At 35.7% G+C, this 18950-nt stretch carries 21 protein-coding genes; 5 read left to right on the forward strand and 16 right to left on the reverse strand.

What is annotated here, in order from left to right; all coding sequences use genetic code 11:
* Window positions 1-63 precede the first annotated feature (63 nt).
* The 11 genes from CVT13_RS02090 to hemB form a co-directional block, all read right to left on the reverse strand.
* On the reverse strand, window positions 64-702 hold the full coding sequence (locus CVT13_RS02090) for a response regulator transcription factor (RefSeq protein WP_107811429.1): 639 nt from the start codon (window positions 700-702) through the stop codon (window positions 64-66).
* An 18-nt stretch (window positions 703-720) separates the two neighbouring features.
* Window positions 721-1212, reverse strand: coding sequence for a DUF5416 family protein (locus CVT13_RS02095; protein ID WP_107811430.1), 492 nt, complete (start codon window positions 1210-1212; stop codon window positions 721-723).
* Window positions 1212-2678, reverse strand: coding sequence for an HlyD family type I secretion periplasmic adaptor subunit (locus tag CVT13_RS02100; protein WP_107811431.1), 1467 nt, complete (start codon window positions 2676-2678; stop codon window positions 1212-1214). The genes CVT13_RS02095 and CVT13_RS02100 overlap by 1 nt, the downstream gene beginning before the upstream one ends.
* 2 nt (window positions 2679-2680) lie before the next feature.
* Complete coding sequence (locus CVT13_RS02105) at window positions 2681-4819, reverse strand: type I secretion system permease/ATPase (RefSeq protein ID WP_084040698.1); 2139 nt, start codon at window positions 4817-4819, stop codon at window positions 2681-2683.
* 3 nt (window positions 4820-4822) lie between these two features.
* Window positions 4823-6772, reverse strand: a complete 1950-nt coding sequence (locus CVT13_RS02110; protein WP_107811432.1) for a LapD/MoxY N-terminal periplasmic domain-containing protein — start codon at window positions 6770-6772, stop codon at window positions 4823-4825.
* Entirely contained in the window at window positions 6769-7425 is a 657-nt protein-coding gene (locus tag CVT13_RS02115) for a transglutaminase-like cysteine peptidase (RefSeq protein ID WP_107811433.1), read from the reverse strand. Before CVT13_RS02115 ends, CVT13_RS02110 begins: the two co-directional genes overlap by 4 nt.
* Before the next feature lie 19 nt (window positions 7426-7444).
* The gene (locus CVT13_RS02120; protein ID WP_107811434.1) at window positions 7445-9115 is read right to left on the reverse strand and encodes a TolC family protein; all 1671 of its coding nucleotides are present in this window, start codon (window positions 9113-9115) and stop codon (window positions 7445-7447) included.
* A gap of 116 nt (window positions 9116-9231) precedes the next feature.
* On the reverse strand, window positions 9232-10593 hold the full coding sequence (gene hemN / locus CVT13_RS02125) for an oxygen-independent coproporphyrinogen III oxidase (protein ID WP_107811435.1): 1362 nt from the start codon (window positions 10591-10593) through the stop codon (window positions 9232-9234).
* A complete protein-coding gene (locus tag CVT13_RS02130) occupies window positions 10586-11071 on the reverse strand; it encodes a DUF2603 domain-containing protein (RefSeq protein WP_054196394.1) in 486 nt (161 codons plus the stop codon). The genes hemN and CVT13_RS02130 overlap by 8 nt, the downstream gene beginning before the upstream one ends.
* Complete coding sequence (gene argF / locus CVT13_RS02135; RefSeq protein WP_107811436.1) at window positions 11068-11985, reverse strand: ornithine carbamoyltransferase; 918 nt, start codon at window positions 11983-11985, stop codon at window positions 11068-11070. The genes CVT13_RS02130 and argF overlap by 4 nt, the downstream gene beginning before the upstream one ends.
* 1 nt (window position 11986) lies before the next feature.
* On the reverse strand, window positions 11987-12958 hold the full coding sequence (hemB, locus tag CVT13_RS02140) for a porphobilinogen synthase (RefSeq protein ID WP_107776036.1): 972 nt from the start codon (window positions 12956-12958) through the stop codon (window positions 11987-11989).
* Between the two features lie 68 nt (window positions 12959-13026).
* Here hemB and ribA point away from each other — a divergent pair, with 68 nt between their 5' ends.
* From ribA to htpX, 5 genes are read left to right on the forward strand one after another with little or no spacing between them, the layout of a single operon-like run.
* On the forward strand, window positions 13027-13590 hold the full coding sequence (ribA, locus tag CVT13_RS02145) for a GTP cyclohydrolase II (RefSeq protein WP_107811437.1): 564 nt from the start codon (window positions 13027-13029) through the stop codon (window positions 13588-13590).
* Complete coding sequence (gene rsmG / locus CVT13_RS02150) at window positions 13590-14156, forward strand: 16S rRNA (guanine(527)-N(7))-methyltransferase RsmG (RefSeq protein WP_107811438.1); 567 nt, start codon at window positions 13590-13592, stop codon at window positions 14154-14156. Before ribA ends, rsmG begins: the two co-directional genes overlap by 1 nt.
* Entirely contained in the window at window positions 14153-14347 is a 195-nt protein-coding gene (locus tag CVT13_RS02155) for a hypothetical protein (RefSeq protein WP_009294554.1), read from the forward strand. The genes rsmG and CVT13_RS02155 overlap by 4 nt, the downstream gene beginning before the upstream one ends.
* Complete coding sequence (locus CVT13_RS02160; protein WP_107811439.1) at window positions 14344-14709, forward strand: hypothetical protein; 366 nt, start codon at window positions 14344-14346, stop codon at window positions 14707-14709. Before CVT13_RS02155 ends, CVT13_RS02160 begins: the two co-directional genes overlap by 4 nt.
* 8 nt (window positions 14710-14717) lie before the next feature.
* Window positions 14718-15587 carry a zinc metalloprotease HtpX gene (gene htpX / locus CVT13_RS02165; protein ID WP_107811440.1) on the forward strand — a complete coding sequence of 290 codons (870 nt, stop codon included), beginning with the start codon at window positions 14718-14720 and terminating at the stop codon, window positions 15585-15587.
* A 237-nt stretch (window positions 15588-15824) separates the two neighbouring features.
* Here htpX and CVT13_RS02170 read toward each other — a convergent pair whose 3' ends face one another.
* The 5 genes from CVT13_RS02170 to CVT13_RS02190 are packed head-to-tail and all read right to left on the reverse strand — an operon-like array spanning window position 15825 to window position 18871.
* Window positions 15825-16226, reverse strand: coding sequence for a flagellar protein FlaH (locus CVT13_RS02170; protein ID WP_107811441.1), 402 nt, complete (start codon window positions 16224-16226; stop codon window positions 15825-15827).
* The gene (locus tag CVT13_RS02175; RefSeq protein WP_107811442.1) at window positions 16217-16648 is read right to left on the reverse strand and encodes a peptide deformylase; all 432 of its coding nucleotides are present in this window, start codon (window positions 16646-16648) and stop codon (window positions 16217-16219) included. Before CVT13_RS02175 ends, CVT13_RS02170 begins: the two co-directional genes overlap by 10 nt.
* A 9-nt stretch (window positions 16649-16657) precedes the next feature.
* Window positions 16658-17671 carry an alanine racemase gene (locus tag CVT13_RS02180; RefSeq protein WP_107811443.1) on the reverse strand — a complete coding sequence of 338 codons (1014 nt, stop codon included), beginning with the start codon at window positions 17669-17671 and terminating at the stop codon, window positions 16658-16660.
* Window positions 17664-17903 (reverse strand): CmeU family protein, encoded by a 240-nt coding sequence (gene cmeU, locus CVT13_RS02185; RefSeq protein ID WP_107811444.1) that lies wholly within the window; start codon window positions 17901-17903, stop codon window positions 17664-17666. Before cmeU ends, CVT13_RS02180 begins: the two co-directional genes overlap by 8 nt.
* Window positions 17904-17905: 2 nt before the next feature.
* The gene (locus CVT13_RS02190; RefSeq protein WP_107811445.1) at window positions 17906-18871 is read right to left on the reverse strand and encodes a L,D-transpeptidase family protein; all 966 of its coding nucleotides are present in this window, start codon (window positions 18869-18871) and stop codon (window positions 17906-17908) included.
* Window positions 18872-18950 lie beyond the last annotated feature (79 nt).

Here is an 18950-nt window from a genome sequence, read left to right on the forward strand (position 1 = left end):
TGTATAAAAATTTATAGTTTTTGAAGAAGGGTCTTAAATTTCTCACAAAAATAAATCAAGATTTTATGCGTCAAGCTGCTTCATTAAAAGCACAAGCCCTATTCTATCCTTTACATTTAGCTTACTATAAATCGAGCTTGTATGTGCCTTGACCGTCCTTAGTGTAATACCTGTTTTTTCTGAAATTTCATTATTTGTTAGACCCTGATAGATTAAATCTGCAATTTCTCTTTCCCTTGAACTAAGCTCAGAGAGGTCGGTCTTTTTGTCTACCTTTTCACTTTCGCTATTAATATATGAGCCGGTTAGCTCACTAATCATTGCCTGAACAAATTCTTGGTAAAGCCATATATTTCCATTAAAAATGGTTTCAAAAGCATCTTCAAAGTGTGTCTTTCTCATGTGAGAATTTGCATAGCCCTTGATTCCAAGCGTAAGCAGGTGCTTGCCTTCGTTTATCGTTGGCCTATTTGAGAGTATGAGTATTTTTATATTTGGGGAATTTTCAATTATATTTTTTATAACATCATCAATATTATCTTTAAAAATATCAATATCAATGCCTATAATATCAACATCATCATTTATATTAGAAAAAAACTCTTTTCTATTGTGTATAAATTTCACATCGCTATTGCCAGTAAAATAGCTTCTCCAAATATTGTTTAATGCACTATTTTGTGTAAATAAAATAACTTGCATTACCTTTCCTTGGATTATTTATATGATTCTTTCATAAATTTTTTTATTATTTATAAAAAATTCTACGTGACGACTTTCGCCGTTTTTGCGTATCTTGTAATCTATTGATGAGAAAAATTTAGTAACCACTGAGGATTTTTCTTCTAAAAAAATAGTCATTTCAAAAAAATCTTGTGATATAGCATATTTATAAGGAGTATTTAAATTTAAAATTCCAGGATCAAAGTCAAATTTATCCAAACTCTGATCATAGCCTTTTATTAAAATTTTAATGCTTCTTACTATATCATCTTGAATTTTTATATTTTCAAATAGTTTTTTATGTCTACTAGCAACATCTACTAATCGTAAAAAATCCATTTCACAATCACTAAATTTAAATCGTTCAATTTCATCATTAACTATATCGCAGCAATAATCATCTTTTATGAGATAGAAATTTTGTAAATTTTGAAATTTTTCAATATCGTATTCACCAAATTTCTTATCATAAAAAGCGATCTTGCCCATTACCTCTCCGTTAAGGCATTTTGTTTTGCCTTTAAAATAGGCTTTAATAAATAATCAAGTATTGTCTTTTTGCCGGTAATGATATCAGCTGAGACTATCATACCAACTTTTATCCTAAGTGGCTTTTCTTCGCTACCAAGATAATTTTTCTCAGTTTCTATCCTGACCAAATAATAGCTCTCGCCAGTTTTTTCATTAGTCTCTGTATCGGCACTAATCTGCGTTACTTTGCCTTTTAAACCACCGTAAATACTAAAATCATAAGCTGTAAATTTAACCATCGTATCAAGCCCAGGCCTCAAAAACGCAACATCGGCTGGTTTTACTTTTACTTCGGCAACCAGTTTATCCTCAAGAGGAACGATCTCGGCAATATTTTCACCAGGCTTGATAACTCCTGATACGGTATGAACCATCATTTTACTAACGATACCATTTACTGGAGATCTTACATATGTTCTTTCTACTCTATCACTTAGGCTGATCTGTGATTCATTTATCCTTGCGATCTCTGCTGAAACTTCATTTAGCTCTTTTTTTGCATTATTTTTAAATGCCAGCTTTGCCTCTTCTATCTTATTTTTTGCCTCTTTTATGGTCGATTCGACCCTTGGCACGGCAAGCACAGATGCGTCAAGCTCGCCTTTTAGGTCATTTACGCGTCTTTGAAGCTGGATATACTCGACCTCGCTAACAAGACCTTTTTTAAAGATAGGCTCCATGATAGCTTTTTCTTTTAAAACAAGGTTGTAGCTATTTTGAGTTTGAGAAATTTTATTTCTAAGCTCATTTAGCTCACTTTGGCGTTGATGGATCTGCTCTGTTAGAATTCCTATTTGCTCATTTAAGTGATCAATATTTGAATTATGCAGACTTAGCTCGTATCTTATGGCTTTACTATTGTTCGCATCTCTAGCTTCGTCGTAGTCGAATTCCTTATCATTTGCCTCAGCATCAAGTCTCATAAATTTTGCTTGAAGTTCATCAAGTCTTAGTTTTGACTCACCATAACTACTCGTAAAATTTTTATTATCTAGCCTTATTAGAATTTGATCTTTCTTAACTTCGTCACCCTCTTTTACAAAAATTTGATCGACTATACCGCCTTCGAGATTTTGTATCGCTTGGTTTTTTCCAGACGGGATGATCTTACCACTACCTCTTGTGATCTCATCTATTTGTGCCCAAGAGGCCCAAACAAGAAGCCAAAACATAGTTATAGCAACCGTATAGAGTATCTTTTTGGATGTAGATGGGGCTTTAGCCAAAACAGCCTCAGAAAGACTTGACATAAATTTCAAATCATAAGCATCATAATTTTTTGTTTGAAGATTAGACTTTATATCATCTACGCTATTTAAAATTTTATTACTAGCTTCCTCTTGTTCTTTTATGTTATTCTCAGAAATTAATCTTTTTTCATTTTTTGGATTTTCATTTTGTTTATTCTTGATATCTTCTTGCATGATCACTTCCCACTAAGTCTTGCTAAAACTTCATCTCTTGGTCCGTCCAATAAAATTTTGCCATTGTCCATAACTATAAGTCTATCAACAAGATCTAGCATCGACGTCCTATGTGTAACAAGTAGCATCGTTTTATTTGCTGTATTTGTCTTTAAATTTATTTTTAACTTATTTTCAACTGTATTATCAAGAGAATTTGTTGGCTCATCAAGCAAAATAATAGGACTATCTAGCAAAAATGCCCTAGCCACAGCTATGCTTTGGCGCTGTCCGCCACTTATGCCGTCACCTCTTTCAAAAACTGGCATATCAAATCCAAGCGGATGAGCATTTACATATTCATCAACTCCGCTTACTTTAGCTGCTTTTATAATCTGAATATCATCAACATATGGTGCTTTTTGAACAATATTTTCTCTAACCGTTCCTTTAAAAAGCACAACATCTTGCGGAACGTAGCCGATGTTTCGCCTAAGATCGGCTGGATCGATTTGATTAATATCAATACCATCGATTAGCACTGAGCCTTCAGTTGGTGAGTAAAGTCCCAAAATGAGCTTTTGTAAAGTAGTTTTTCCAGAGCCATTTTTGCCTATAATGCCAACTTTTTCACCTGGCTGAATGACAAAATTTATCCTATCAAGCGAACCTTTTGTGGTATCTGGATATGTAAAGCTTACATTTTTAAACTCAATCTTTCCATCAAAAGAATTTCTTCTAACAAATTTTTTACCCTCTGGCCTTTCAACAGGCATTTGCATAATCTTACTAAGACTTTGATAGGCTGTTTTTGTCTGCTCAAAATTTGCAGCTAGTGAAGCTACCTGTCCCATAGGAGCGATAGCACGAGAGCTAAGCATAACTGCAGCGATAAGACCACCCATTGTAAGATGCGTATCTTGTATCATATAAACACCAAGAACGATGATGGCAATAGTATTTAATTGCACTAAAAAAGATGTAACAGTCGTTATCGAAGTTGTGATAATTTTTGATTTAATGCTTCTATTTGCTATCTCACCGGTTGCCTCTTCCCAGTTCCACTGTATATGTCCGCTAGCGCCAAGAGTTTTGATGGTCTCAAGACTACTAAGGCTCTCTATTAAAATTCCATTTTTTATAGCCGAAGCCTCAAATGTACTCTTAATGGCATTTTGAAGTGGATCTTTTATAAAAAATGTATAGCATAAAATAGCTATCATGATAACAATTGGCACGAGTACGATATAGCTTCCTATAAAATAAGTAACTATCAAGAAAATGATTGCAAATGGAAGATCGACAATGGCTGCCAATGAGGCTGATGAGAAGAAATTTCTAACCGTATCAAACTCTTTTAGATTACTGGCGAATGAGCCAACAGATTTTGGTTTATTGCTAAATTTCATATCCATAACGCGCTCAAATAAAATAGAACTCATTATGATGTCACTCTTTTTGCCAGCAATCTCAAGAAAATATGATCTTACAAATTTTAAAAAAAGATCTATGCCATAAACTACACTTACGCCAAGCGCCAAGACCCAAAGTGTCTCAACTGCATTATTTGGCACGACACGGTCATATACGTTCATCGTAAAAAGCGGACTAGCAAGAACAAATAAATTTATAATAAAACTTGCAAGAACAACATCAAAATAAATCTTTTTTGAACGTTTTAGAGTTCCCCAAAACCAGTGGTCATTGCCCGCATCAATTAGCTTTGTTGAGCTAGTATCCTCTGGAACAAACTCGCGCTTTAGATAGTATGCATAGCCTAAATATTCTTCTTTTAATTTACTTATTTCTATCGTGCTAGTACCAGTTGAAAGTTCTGGTGTTATGATATTTGCTGTCTTTTTATCTTTACTAAAAGATTGCAAGATGCAAGCTTTTTTGCCTCTAAGCATTAAAATGCAAGGTAAAACTAAAGGAGAGATTTGTTCAAGATCTTTTCTTACAAGGGTAGAAGCAAAACCAGCACGAGAAGCAGCACGAGAAAATAAAGACCTTGAGCTTTTAAGTGAAAAAAGCTCAATTTCATCGCCATCTTTTACTGGCAAGCCAATAGTTAAAGCATCAGCACTATATGGATTATTATGGAGCTTGGTAAAAATAACCAAACATTGAAGCAGCTCATCTTTTATCTTATCACTATGCATCTATCATCCAATGTTCTTGATTTCATCTATATAAATTCCTTGCATATTTTTAATGCCAAGATCAATTAGTTTTTTCTTCTGCTCTTCGCCTTCAACACCGATTGCGATCAAAATAATGTCTTTTGAGCTTAAAACAATATCAAGTGATTGTTTTGTATTTACTCCTGACTTATCACTTAAGAAGTCAATCAAGACATTTGACTGAATTTTTACATAATCAGGGTTAAATTCTTTTAGTTTCTCAATACCTTTTGCGTTAAGCTCGAAGTGGTCAAAACCAAATCCAAAGCCAAGCTCTTTTAATTTTTTAGTAAGCTTAACTATACTTTCTATGCTAATATCGTCTTTATTTGGAATTTCTATATAGTTTTTATATTTTGAAATTTGACTTATCTTTTTAAGTGTAGCTTCAAGTTTTGAAAAATTTTCATCTGAGTTTAATATCTCTTTGCCCAAATTTATGGCTAAATTACCGCTTGGTAAGATATTCTCCGGTAAAATTCTAGCTACTCTATTTAAGATATGAAGATCAAGCATTGCACCTAAATTTAGCTCATTGACCATCGGCATAAAATATGAGGCCATACGCCATACACCATCTTTATCAACAAGCCTCAAATAAAGCTCATACTGCTCAAAATTTGAATTAAGATCAATCACTTTTTGAGCTGCAAATTTAAATTCATCCTCTTTTATTGAGTCAAAAATAAGCTCTTTGTACTTCTCTTTACCAATCACTAAAGTATTTTGATTTTCATTAAATACCTTATATGTAAAGCTACCAGCAAGTCTTGAGCTAGCCAATGTAACATCAGCTGAAGTAAGAAGTGTCTTGATATCAGTATTTGGTGAATACTCAACTATCGCAGCATTTACTGGATACTCGCTATCATTTAGTGCAAAATTTGCATAAAGCTTTTTAAACTCGTTCATAATTTCATCACATAGAGCCAAAAAATTTGACGAATTTCTACCATACGAAAGTACAATAAAATCATTATCGTTAAGTCTTGCAACAATCGCATTTTTATCATTATGGATTGATTTCTCTTGTAAAATTTGAGCTATTTTCATTATAACGCTTTGCCATTTTTCAAAACCAAGCGTACTTTTTAAATTTATTAGATCTTTAAAACTAACAAGTAGAGTAACACCACTTGAATATTCTTCACTTGCTAGATACTCACTAAATTTAGTTTGAAAAAATCTTCTGTTATTAGCACCGCTCATTGTATCTTTATATAAAAGTTCTTGATACTTACTAAGTGTGGCTGCTTCTCTCTCAAAAATGTCTTTTACCTTGCTAACCATAGAGTTCATAGCTAGAACCATTTTTTTAAGATCGGCTGTAAATGGAATTCTTTTCTGAATAATAAATTTATTATCAAGTATGGCCTCAGCCTGATCTTGAACCTTCATAAGCGGCCTAAAAATAGCTTTTAGAGCAAAATATGCCACCACAAGAGTGACAATTACCATTAGAAGAAGAAAATTAAAAATATTTTTTGAGTTAGTATAAAGCTCATTGTAGGCAAGTGCAGTGCTGCCTTGAACATAAAGCGTGCCAAATTTTGCCCAACCAGTCATAATCTCGCTATCTGCTATTGGCGCTTCAAACTTGGCTATTTTGTAAAACCACTCGGGAATATCTTTAACAACAGTTTGTTGAGAATTTTCAATAAGAACCTTGCCATCAACATCTTCAAGCTTGATAAGCTTGTATCTACCACTGTCAAACATAGAATTTATCATTGTTTGAGCCAAGGACATATCGTCTGGATCGATAATAGGCTTTAAAGCAAGTCCAAGCGAATTTGCTGTATGTCTTGCGTTTTCACCAAGCTGGTCATTAATATATCCATTTAGGCTCTTAAAATTTAAGTAGCCAACAGCCATAAAAATCATGATACCAAAAGTTATCACGGCGATCATAATTTGTTTAAATAGCGTCATAAATCCTCTTTTCCTATCCTATCTATTAGTTCCATCCACTTAGGATTTTGTTTTTTATTTCCACCTGGTATTGCTTGACCAAGACCTTCTTGTTTTGCCAAGTATAGCGAATCACCATTAAAACTATAAACTGGAACAAGGTCTGTTCTTTGAGTTGCGATTTTTATTTTACCATTTATGTTATCTAAAATTAATGGAATAGATTTTGGTGTATCGTAGTATGCTAAAACCATATGAGCTTGATTGTATCTTAAGGCTTTAACATATGTGAAGTATAATTTTTGAGTTGGAATTCCTAGCTGCTTTAGTGTAAAATATTTTGCAATAACATAGTCTTCGCAGTCACCAGCACCTTTTCCTATAAATTCCATTCTAGTAGCCCAATAATCCTTTTTGTGCCAAAGTTGCATATCATCAACCCATCTAAAAGAGTTAAAAAAGTCATTTACTTTTATTAATTTCTCTTGTTCAGTTGCATCTTGCAATGAAGTCATTAAAGAATTTAGAGCAGAGGCCCTTCTTCTTGCATCTTCTCCATAAATTTTAGCTACCTTTGCTATAGTTGTTGATTTTATAAAATCTCCAATAGCACTTGCTAATAATAAAAAAAGGACGCTTACAATAAGCGCCCAAAAATTTGTCTTGACCCTCATGGTCATTACTTTTACATTTTTATCTTAAATCGTTTTGAATGCTGCAAGCACCTTGAATGTATCTCTTTGCAAAACCTGGTTCAAAGCTATCTGAGATCATTCCCATATTATCTAACAGTCTGTATCTTGCATAAGATAGTGCTGTCTCAGTTGTAGCGATCTCTTTTAATGCAGAGTTGTATTCATTTTCGGCATCAAGCAAGTTTATAAGATCACGACGACCGATTCTAAATTCATCCTGATAAGCATCAAGTGTAGCTTTAGCATATTCAACGTGTTGATTTAGATATCCCATTTTTTCTTGATTAAGAACATAATTTTGCCATGAAAATTCCAAAGATTCTTTAAGCTCTCTTACAAGATTATCTAAAGTTTGTTGCTCTTGTTGAACGGCAAGTTGGCTTTTTTCTTTATCTAGTTTATCATTACCTTTATTGTAAAGGTTGTAGTTTAGTCTTAAAAGTGCGTCAAATGTTTGTTCTTCATAATTGTCATATAAAACATTTGAATGATCATACGCACCAGATACAACAAGATCTAATTTTGGTAAGAAAGGCGCATTTTTCTCTTTTACAACTGACTCTGCCATAGCAATATTTGATTTTTGAACCAAAAGTGACGGATTGCAAAGAATTGCTTTGTTATAAACAGCTTCTTTTGTGCTAGGCAAAGGAAGGCTAAACTCAGGCATTACTAAATTTTTAGCTGCAACTTTTTTTCCATATAATTTCTCAAATGTAGAAAGTGCATCTTCATAGTTATTTTTAGCGGCTGTATAGTTTGATTGAGCTAGGGTATAGCGCGATCCAGCTTGTCTCTCTTCAGAAGCTACGCCATAACCTGATCTTGCTCTATCTTTAATTTGACTATAAATTTCCTCATGACTCTTTACGTTTTCTTCTTCAATGTCTAAAATTCTCTTAGTTTGAAGAACTTGCAAGTAAGCATTTGTAGCATTTAATGTAAGTCTATCTGCAGCTTGTGCTACTGAATAAGCAGCTGAATCAAGTCTTGCGCTTTGAGAATTTATTCTATTTTTATCAGCACCACCATTGTATAAATTTTCAACTAATGTTAGAGATGTGCCAGAAATTCTTCCATCTCCTCTTCTTGTAGAAACTCCATCATCAAGGCGTTTTTTCTCATATCCCACTCTAGCAGCAGCGTCAAGTGTTGGATAATAGGCATTCTTTGCTATTTTTAGATCTTTACCAACTTGTAGATAGTTAAATTCTGTAGCTTTTAAACTTGGGTTTTCATTTAAAATAGTCTTTATAACTTGATCTAAAGTCAAAACTCCATCATCAACTTGTGCTACTGGTTTTACTTCAGTTGATATAGCTTGTTCTATATTAGATTTTTTTGTTATTTGAGTATCAGCTACAGGTGCTTTTGCTCTCATTAGAGCATCTTTATATCCTGATTCGTTTTGAACTTTAACTAATAGACTATTAGCTTCATCTTCAGAGACCGGAGTTGTGTCAACATATAAAAATTTTCGTCCACCAACCTCATAGATACCTGTGGTCAGCCTACTGTCAGAAATTTTACTATTAACTTTATTAATAGTACTGTCGATTCTAGCCTGATTATCATCTTGTGCAAATGAAGCTAGAAAAATCCTATAAGGGACATCTTGAGCTGACAGCACAGTTGCTGCCAAAGCACTAATTGCTAACATCTTTTTCATAACTAAGATCCTTTTACCTTATTTTTATTATTAAGTCTATACTTAAATTTTGATACGAATTATACATCAAGAAATATTAAATGCATTTTAAATATCTTATGACAAAAAAATAATTTTTATATAGTTTTAGAAAAACGCCTTAAATTCTCGGGAATTTTCTTTAGATATTCATCAAAACACATTGCAATATTTCGTATTATCAATGTTCCAGTTTCATTTACGCTAATTTTATCTGCTGTAACATTGACAAATTCACTTAAATTTTTAAGCTCCTCAAGCTCATCCTTAAAGTGTTCAAAAAAATTTATATGGAATTCATTCTCGATGGCTTTGATATCAAGCCCAAAATTACTCATTAAGTTCATAATCACACTCTTTCTAAGCAAATCTTCATCACTTAGATAAATTCCCTTTGCATATGGCAACTTTCCACTATCGATCGCCTTTTCATACTCGTCCATATCTTTATAATTTTGTGCGTAGTGCCTTTTGCACTCACCGATACTTGTCACGCCTATACCAATAAGATCAGCGCCGCCCTTTGTCGTATAACCTTGAAAATTTCTATGCAAAGTACCATTTGCAAGAGCACCAAAAAGCTCATCATTTGGCTTTGCAAAGTGATCCATTCCTATCATTTTATAGCCATTTTTGGTTAAAAACTCAGCTGTAAATTTTAAAATTTCAAGCTTCACTTCTGGATTTGGCAATGTGGTTTCATCAAATTTACGCATCGACTTTTTTATCCACGGCACGTGAGCGTAGTTAAATACTGCAAGCCTGTCTGGATCAAGTGTGAGCGCTAATTCAAGCGTCTTTTTAAAGCTCTCTAGGCTTTGATACGGCAGACCGTAGATCAGATCCATATTTATTGATTTTATGCCCTTCTCTCTAGCCATCTTTACAGCATTTTGAGTGATCTCATAGGGCTGAATTCTATGAATTTCTTTTTGCACCTTTTCATCAAAATCTTGCACGCCGTAGCTTATGCGGTTAAAGCCGTGAGATATGAGCACATCAAGCTGCTCATTTGTCAAAAATCTCGGATCTATCTCGCAGCTTATCTCAGCCTCTTTTGAGAAATTTTTAAATTTAGCTTTGATAAGTTTGATAATCTCATCAAGCTGAGCGGCATTATAAAATGTTGGTGTGCCGCCGCCAAAGTGCATTTGTAAGACCTCAGCACTGGTGTCCAGGTGGTGAGCTAAAATTTCAAGCTCTTTTTCTATATATCTTATATATTTCTCTTTGCGGTCCTCTTTGCTCGTGTAAATGACATTACAGCCACAAAAATAACAAGCGCTTCTGCAAAATGGCAAGTGTAAATAAAGCGAAAGCGGTCGATTCAGATCACGATTTTCAAGCTCTTTTATATAAGCTTCATAGCTAAATTTATCACTAAACTCTGGTGCTGTCGGATAGCTAGTATATCTTGGCCCTGGCCTTGAATACTTCACATAAGCACTAAAATCAATCATCTGCCCTACTCCTTGCCATTTGAATCACCTCTTTTATGTCTACAAATAAATTTGGGTGCTCTTTTTTGATATTTTTTACCAGTTTGTCAAGATCAATATTAAATTGTCTACTTTTTTTATCGCTTGCGATCTTTTTTATCTCATCCATAGCAACCACCCAAACATCACTAAAGTCAACCGGAATGTTTTGCCAGATCGTCTTTTCAAGCCTTAGATCAAAATTCTCTTTTTGAGACTCTTTTAAGGCCTCGATCAAAGCCGAAAGCGATTTTACAGAGATTACTGTGTGTAAATTTTGATTTTCATCAATACCAAACCACGGCTCTTTTGAGTCCCAAGAGCCACTTTTTAAATTTAAAATATGCTCATTTGGATTTTTGGTTGAAACTATCTCAAAGATCGTTTTTTCAGGGCTACTCAGCCCAAGGTTATTGCCGATCTCATCTATCTCATCATATATACTTTTCTCTTTGCTCATCTTCTTCTCTCATTTAGCCAGACCATTACACCTTTTTGGGCATGGAGTCTGTTTTCAGCCTCGCTAAAAATTTCATCCGCGTGCCTTTCAAAGATTGCCTCGCTCACCTCATAGCCTCTATAAGCTGGCAAGCAGTGCAAAAATATCGCATCTTTTTTAGCTAGGCTCATCAAATTTTCATCCACGCAATATCCAGCAAAGTCTTTTAGTCTCTTCTCTTTCTCGGCTTCTTGCCCCATCGATACCCAAGTGTCCGTAGTCACTACATCGGCACCATTTACCGCTTCTTTTATATCATTTGTGATAAAAATTTTCGCACCTGAAATTTTTGCGTTTTCATTAGCTATCTTTAAAATTTCAGCGTCCGCCTCGTAGCCTTTTGGCGTAGCGACTCTTAGCTCAAGGCCAAGTTTGCTAGCTAGCATGAGCCACGAGTGAGTCATGTTGTTGCCATCACCTACGTACGCGACCTTCTCTCCTGCGCTAAATTCTAGCATCGTGAGATAATCCGCCATGAGCTGCACTGGGTGAAATTTATCACTTAAGCCATTTATCACTGGCACGCTTGAAAATTTAGCAAATTCTTCTAGCGTTTCATGCTTATCGACCCTTAGCATAGCCATGTCGCACATCCTGCTTATCACCCTGGCAGTGTCACGGATTGGCTCGCCGCGGCCTATTTGTATATCATTTTTACTTAAAAATAGCGCATATCCGCCAAGCTCGTGCATGCCAACATCGAAGCTCACTCTAGTTCTAGTTGAACTTTTTTCAAATACCATAGCAAGCTTTTGATCTTTTAAGTATGGCTTAAATTCTCTAGCCTTCGCCTCTTTTTTTATCTTGCGAGCTAAATTTATCATTTCTAAAATTTCATCTTTGCTAAAGTCATTTAGCGTCAAAAAGTGCCTCATTTTAGCCCCTTAAAATTTTGGCTGCTTCTTTTGCGTGATATGTGATGATCAAATTTGCTCCTGCTCTTTTAAAGCCGATCAAAGTCTCCATCATAACGCGCTCGTAGTCGATAATACCAGCTTTTGCGCCAGCTTTTAGCAGTGCATATTCGCCGCTTACGTTATAGACACAAAGTGGTAGAAGTGTTAAATTTCTAAGCTCTCTAACGATGTCAAGATAAGCAAGTGCTGGCTTTACCATCAAGATATCAGCGCCTTGTGCCTCATCCTGCAAGCTCTCATTTATGGCTTCCAAGCGGTTTGCGCTGTCCATTTGGTAGCTCTTTCTATCGCCAAAGCTTGGTGCGCTTTGTGCGACGTCACGAAATGGCCCGTAGTATGCTGAGGCAAATTTAGTCGAGTATGCCATCACTGGTAAATTCTCAAAGCCATTGCTATCAAGCGCCTCTCTTAGCGTTGCAATGATGCCGTCCATCATACCGCTTGGTGCAATCATGTCGGCGCCATTTTGAGCGTGTATCAAAGCTTGCTTGGCTGAAATTTCAAGCGTTGCGTCGTTATCGATCGTGTTATGCACGTGGTCGATTATGCCGCAGTGGCCATGGTCTGTATATTCGCAAAAGCAAAGATCGGTGACGACTACTAAATTTGGAAATTTATCTTTTATGGCTCTAAGCGCGGTTGCGATGATGCCGTCGTTGCTTAGTGCGTCGCTGCCAACGCTATCTTTTAGGCTTGGTATGCCAAATAAAATGATCGATTTTATGCCTAAATTTACTATCTCTTCGCACTCTTTTAAAATTTCATCGATACTCATTTGATAAACGCCTGGCATCGAAGCGATCTCGTTTTTAACGCCTTTGCCCTCGACCACAAAGAGCGGATAGATAAAGTCATTTACGCTAAGGCTAGTCTCTCTTACCATGTCTCTTAGGGCTGGATTTATTCTTAATCTTCTAAAACGTTTAAACATATTTTTGCCTTTTCTTTGTTAAAATGCGTGATTTTTAGCTAGTTTAGCACAGTTGGAGTAAATTTAAAATGAAAATAGAAATTTCAAACGCCGCAAATCTACCCTCAAGATTTGGCACTTATAAGGTTCAAGCCTTCAAAGAAGGGGCAAAAGAGCACCTTGTGATCTACAAAGAGTCTTTAAGCGAAGTGGTAAATCTTAGAATTCACTCCGAATGCCTAACTGGCGATGCGATCGGAAGCCTAAAGTGCGACTGCCGCGACCAGCTTGAAGCGAGCCTAAAATATATCGAAGAAAATGGTGGCATGGTCATCTACCTGCGTCAAGAGGGCAGAAATATCGGGCTTTTAAACAAGATAAATGCCTACAGCCTGCAAGATAAGGGCCTTGACACCATTGAGGCTAATCACCAGCTAGGTTTTAAGGCCGATGAGAGGACGTATGAAGTGGTTGATTTTATCCTGAATCACTACGGCATAAAAGAGGTAAATTTACTCACAAATAACCCTTTAAAACTTCACGGACTAAGCTCTGTAAAGATCGTAAAACGCGTGCCTATCGTCATAAAACCAAACAAATTTAACGAAGGCTACTTGAAAGTAAAAAAAGAGCAAATGGGACACATCTTGTGATGAAAAATGAGCTTTGCTTGCCAGCTGATTTTGACGAAAAAGTAAAGGCTTACGCTCAAATTTTTGCTAAATTTAACAAGGTTCATAGCTTAAGCAATTATAAAGATATAAGCGAGCAGGTGCTTGATAGCATAAAACCGCTTGAAATTTTTGACCTAAGTGCCAAAACAGCGATCGATGTTGGCAGTGGAGCTGGCTTTCCAGCGATATTTTTAGCACTTGCGATGCCGCAAACAAAGTGGCACCTTTTTGAGCCGATAGCCAAAAAGTCATCATTTCTAAGCTACGCTAAGATCGAGCTTGGCTTAGAAAATCTAGAAGTTCACAGCCAAAAGATCGAGCTTGCAGATAAATTTATAGCTGATCTCATCACCTCAAGGGCGCTTAGTAAGACAAAAGAGCTCATAAAAATTTGCGAGGGATTTTATGATGAGAGCACTAAATTTCTCATCTACAAGGGCTCTAGCGTTATGGATGAAATTTCAGGCATCAACGCGCAAATTTATAATGAAAAAAATAGAAACTACATATTTTTTAATCTCAAAAATCAAGGGGAGACACGTTGAAATACTTGCTTTTTGTAGCGATTTTGGTTGCGATTTACATTATATTTTTTAAAAATAGAAAAAAAAGCGACAAGATAAGCACCAGCAACTTCGAAGAGTGCAGCAAATGCGGTGTCTTTAGCGACATCGATCAAATGGTGCTAAGAGACGGAAAATACATCTGCAAAGAGTGCATAAAGGGTGAGAGATGAAAATTTTAGGCGATGAACTGATCAAATTTGAGCCACTATTTCTTTGCAAAAGCGAAGATGAAATTTTAAACGGTAGGCAAAATCTCTTTAAATTTGATAGAAATTTCATAAAAAGGGCGCTAGAAATTGGAGCAAACTTTAGCGTTTTTGTGACGAATGCAAATGAAGCCATTATCGCAAATGCGGCTGGAGCAAAATTTATTATCGCAGATATTGACATTGCAAAAGATCTAGCAAAGATAGCTGAGAGTTATCTATTTGACGCACTTATAGCTGTTTTGATAAAAGATGAAAGCGAGCTAGCACAGCTTGCAAAATTTAACATAGACGCAGCGATCTTGCCAAATACTATAAAAGAATAAGGACAAAAATGGAAATTTTTAAAACTGCTTTTTTAATGGTTACTTTAATGCTGATTTTTATCGCTGTTGGCGGATATATTGGAGGTGAGCATGGCATGATGATCGCCTTTTTGATAGCGACTGGTACAAATATCTTTTCATATTTTTTTAGTGATACTATAGTGCTTAAAAGATATAACGCTATCCCAGTTGATGAGAGTAACGCTCATGGGCTTTATAATATCGTATCTCGCCTCACACAAAAGGCAAATTTGCCTATGCCAAAAATTTACATCATCCCAGAAGAAGTACCAAATGCCTTTGCCACAGGCCGTAACCCAAGCCACGCAGCTGTCGCGGTCACCGAGGGACTTTTAAAAATTTTAAATGAAAACGAGATCGAAGGCGTGCTAGCTCACGAGCTAAGCCACGTAAGGCACTACGACATCCTAACTGGCTCAATCGCTGCCATACTAGCTGGTGCTATCGCGATGCTTGCAAATTTTGCTAAGATTGGTGGTATTGCTGGGCAAAGCAGCGGTTCAAGAAGAGGTGGCGGTAATGCCATCGTTATGCTAGCACTTGCTATACTCATGCCAATAGCTGCCACAATCATACAAATGGCGATCTCAAGGGAGCGCGAGTATAAGGCAGACAAGGGCGCAGCTTATCTAACAGGACATCCAGAGTGGCTTGCAAGTGCTTTAAGAAAGCTTGAGAGCTACTCAAATTCTTACATCATGCAAAATGCAAGCGAACAAAGTGCTCATATGTTTATCGTAAATCCATTTGGCTCGCTAACTAACAAGCTTGGCGTACTTTTTAGAACGCATCCAAGCACTAGCGACAGGATCGCTGAGCTTGAAAAACTTGAGCAAGAGATAAAAAGAGGCATGTAGAAAATTTAGTTCTAGTAAAATTTGGGCTAAATTTCTTCTTTTTACCATCTTTTTTGGCTTTAAATTTATAAATTTACAAAAATTTTAAATTTCATGAGTGAGTAATTTAGGCTCTGATTTTAGTGGCAAACTTTTCGAAGCTTAAAATCAGTAGTCGATTCTTATGAGTAAATGGAATTTTAAATTTTGCAAAAAGATCAAAATTTTATAATCAAAACTGAATTGTAGCCCCAAATTTCACTGCAATTTCTTGCAGTCACGATCTTCTATAGTGTACTCAAAAATCAGCTCACCATTTTCTGAATAGAAAAGCTCATCCAAGGTAACACCGATATTTAGCATATTTAAGGTTTCTTTATCTTTGCAAGCAGTTCGTAAATTTTCCTTTTTGATAGCTTCGATAAATTTTAAAAGCTCTTTCTCCTCAAGCCTTTTGATCTCTTGCTTTCTTGCGTGTTTGACAGCATATCTATAAATGAGCGTATCGCCGACATTTAAGATATCATTAAGTGTCAGTGTTGGCGTACAGACAAATGGGAGCTTTTTTTTGTAGTAAGTTGCGTGATTTTTCGCTGCCATATCTGGCGTAAGAGCCAGGGCAAGCGAGTAAAAAAACATTAAAAAAAGGACTATTCGCAACTGCTTTTATCCAAATTTATATCAAAAAAATGCCTACCCTCAAAGCCGTAACTACCACTTAGAGTGATGCCACGATTTAGCACAGCTCTAGCCATACCTGAGTTACAAAGCACATCTTTTCCATTTTTATAAAACTCATCTTTTAAAGCTAAAATTTGAGCTTTGTTGTAGCCTTTTATTTTCTTTGTCTTAGTCTCGTTTAAAACAAACTCGCCATGTATGTTTAGCCCGCTGCTACTCACATCTTTTAGCGTGATCATCTCATCGACCCTGCTTGGTAAATTTGGCTTTGCAGTTTGGACGACAAAGGCTGGGATCTGCTTAGTGTCAAGCTGATTTAGTATCTGCTCATAAATTTTAAACTCACTCTCTTGCACACCAAAAGCAAGGCTAGCAAAAGCTAATAAAACGATCTTTTTCACATATTGCCTTTATATAAATTTTCTAGTGATGTTTGGCGAGAGCTTTACTAAAATATCATAACTTATCGTATCAAAAAATTTCGCCCAAATATTTGCATCCTCAAAGACACAGACCAACTCGCCGCTATCTTTACAGCTAAAGCTATCCATAGAAATTTTGCCTAGTATTGGCTCGTTATTGGCAAGTCTTAGCTCACCACAGCCGTTGTATCTTAGCAATCCATCACCATATCCAAGATCATAAGTGGCTACATTTATATCTTCTTTTGCACTAAATTTAGCACCATACCCAACACTTTGACCACTTTTTAAAATACGCCTACTAACTCTTCTTGCCCATAGCGAAAGTACTGGCTTTAAGTCCAAACTATCACCAAACTGAGCGTATCCATACTGAGCGATACCAACGCGCACCATATCATCATCGATTTCACTTGCTCTTTCAAGCGCAGCTGAGTTGTGAGAGTGAAAGATCGGTTTTTTTATACCAAACTCATCGCAAAGAGCTAAAATTTTTTCTTTTGCAGCCCTAAAATTTTCCCTTTGCACAAAATAATCAGCATTTAGCTCATCACTTGCGCGAAAATGAGTATAAGCTCCAAGAAGCTCTAAATTCCTTCTTATTAAAATTTCAAACGCATAATCAAGCTCGCTAATATCAAGCCCATTTCTATGCATACCAGTGTCAATTGCAAGATTGATTTTTGAGCCATCTTTTATCTTCAAAAGTGCCTCTGTATCGTTTATCGCATAGATAAATTTACTACTTTCATTTCCGGTTGGGATATGTGAGAGAATGAGAATATTTTCAAATATGTCAGAAATTTCATCTGCCTCAAACTCACTTTTTACAGCACAAATTTCTATGCCAAATTTTTTAGCTTCATTTGCAATAAGCCTTGCGCCATGGCCATAAGCATTGTCTTTTAATACAACTATTACTTTCTCTTTGCCACCAGCCTTAGCACAAATTTGAGTGAGGTTATGGATATATGAAGCTTTATTTAGGCGTATTTCAGACATTAAAATTCACATTAAAAGCAGTATAAACATCCGGTAAAAGTTTTCTTACGTTGTAATCAAATGCATAAAATTTAGCGTAAATTTCTTTCAGATCAGCCTCTTTTACTTTGCTAAAATCAAAAACATCGGTACAATTTTTCTTTGGAACTTGGCGGTCAAGCTCAGCAAAAAAAGCAGCTCTTGCCTCTAAAATTTTCTCGATTTTTTCTTTTACTTCTTGAGATTTTTCCACTTTTACTCCTCTATAAAAATTTTCATATCATCGTTATAAAGCTTCACATAAAGCGTCTTTTGACCAGCAAATTTGTGCGTATCTGAAACATAATCTTCATAAAAACTCACACGAAAAAGCCTATCATTTTTAAGATTTGGATAAGGCGTGATGAGAAAATTTGAAAAAGAAATGCGTTTTTTCTCTTTTTTAGAAAAAATAGCTCTTTTCATACTTTTAAATTTTTCCAAGCTCATACCATCGTATCGCTCAAAGTTCTTATCGTAAAATTTAAGATAGTTTTCAATGTCGCTCTCACTCCATGTCTTTTTCCAACCCAAAAGTCCAGAAATGATCACTGCAATATCTTTTGCGCTAGCTTCTGGACGCTTATCTTCGTAGATAAATGCAAGTGTTTTTTTGTGATCCACTACATCATCAAATTTCATCAAAGTATCATTTTGCATAGCCACGCAGCCTTTTGTTTTTAGCTCATCTGTCCTTTGACCATCAAGCGGATAGCCATGTATCCAAATACCACCGCCATTTCGTTTTGCAAGTTTATCAAGCAAATTTGGGTATGAAAGCGAAAATGCAAGCGGGCCAAGATATCTATCATTTGGCGTAAATCTACGTGTAAGCTGATACACCCCAACCGGTGTTTTTAGATCGCCTTCAAGAAGCTTATCACCATTTTTGCCAACTATAACGCTTGAGCTAAAAAGCTTTTTTGTAATGCCGCCGTTATAAGAGATCACTTCAAGCTTCTTTTTAGTTTTATCAACTACACTTAGAAGTATCTCATTGTCATAATATCCATATCTTACATCCTTGCCCTCAAGCTTTTTTAGCCAGTAATCCTTACTTAAAATATTTTTTTCGATGGCGTCAATAACAGCAGCTGAGCCATTTTTTAAGTAAATTTCTTCGTAATTTTGGGCAAAAAGACAAGGCGATAACATGATGAAGAAAAATATAATTTTTTTCAAGTGAAATGTCCCAAAAAGTAAAATTTAGTCCGTAATTATATCCTAAAAAATTTATATTTTTAGATTTTAAAGGTAAATT

Source organism: Campylobacter concisus, from assembly GCF_003049085.1.
In the GTDB taxonomy this organism is placed as follows: Bacteria; Campylobacterota; Campylobacteria; order Campylobacterales; family Campylobacteraceae; genus Campylobacter_A; species Campylobacter_A concisus_H.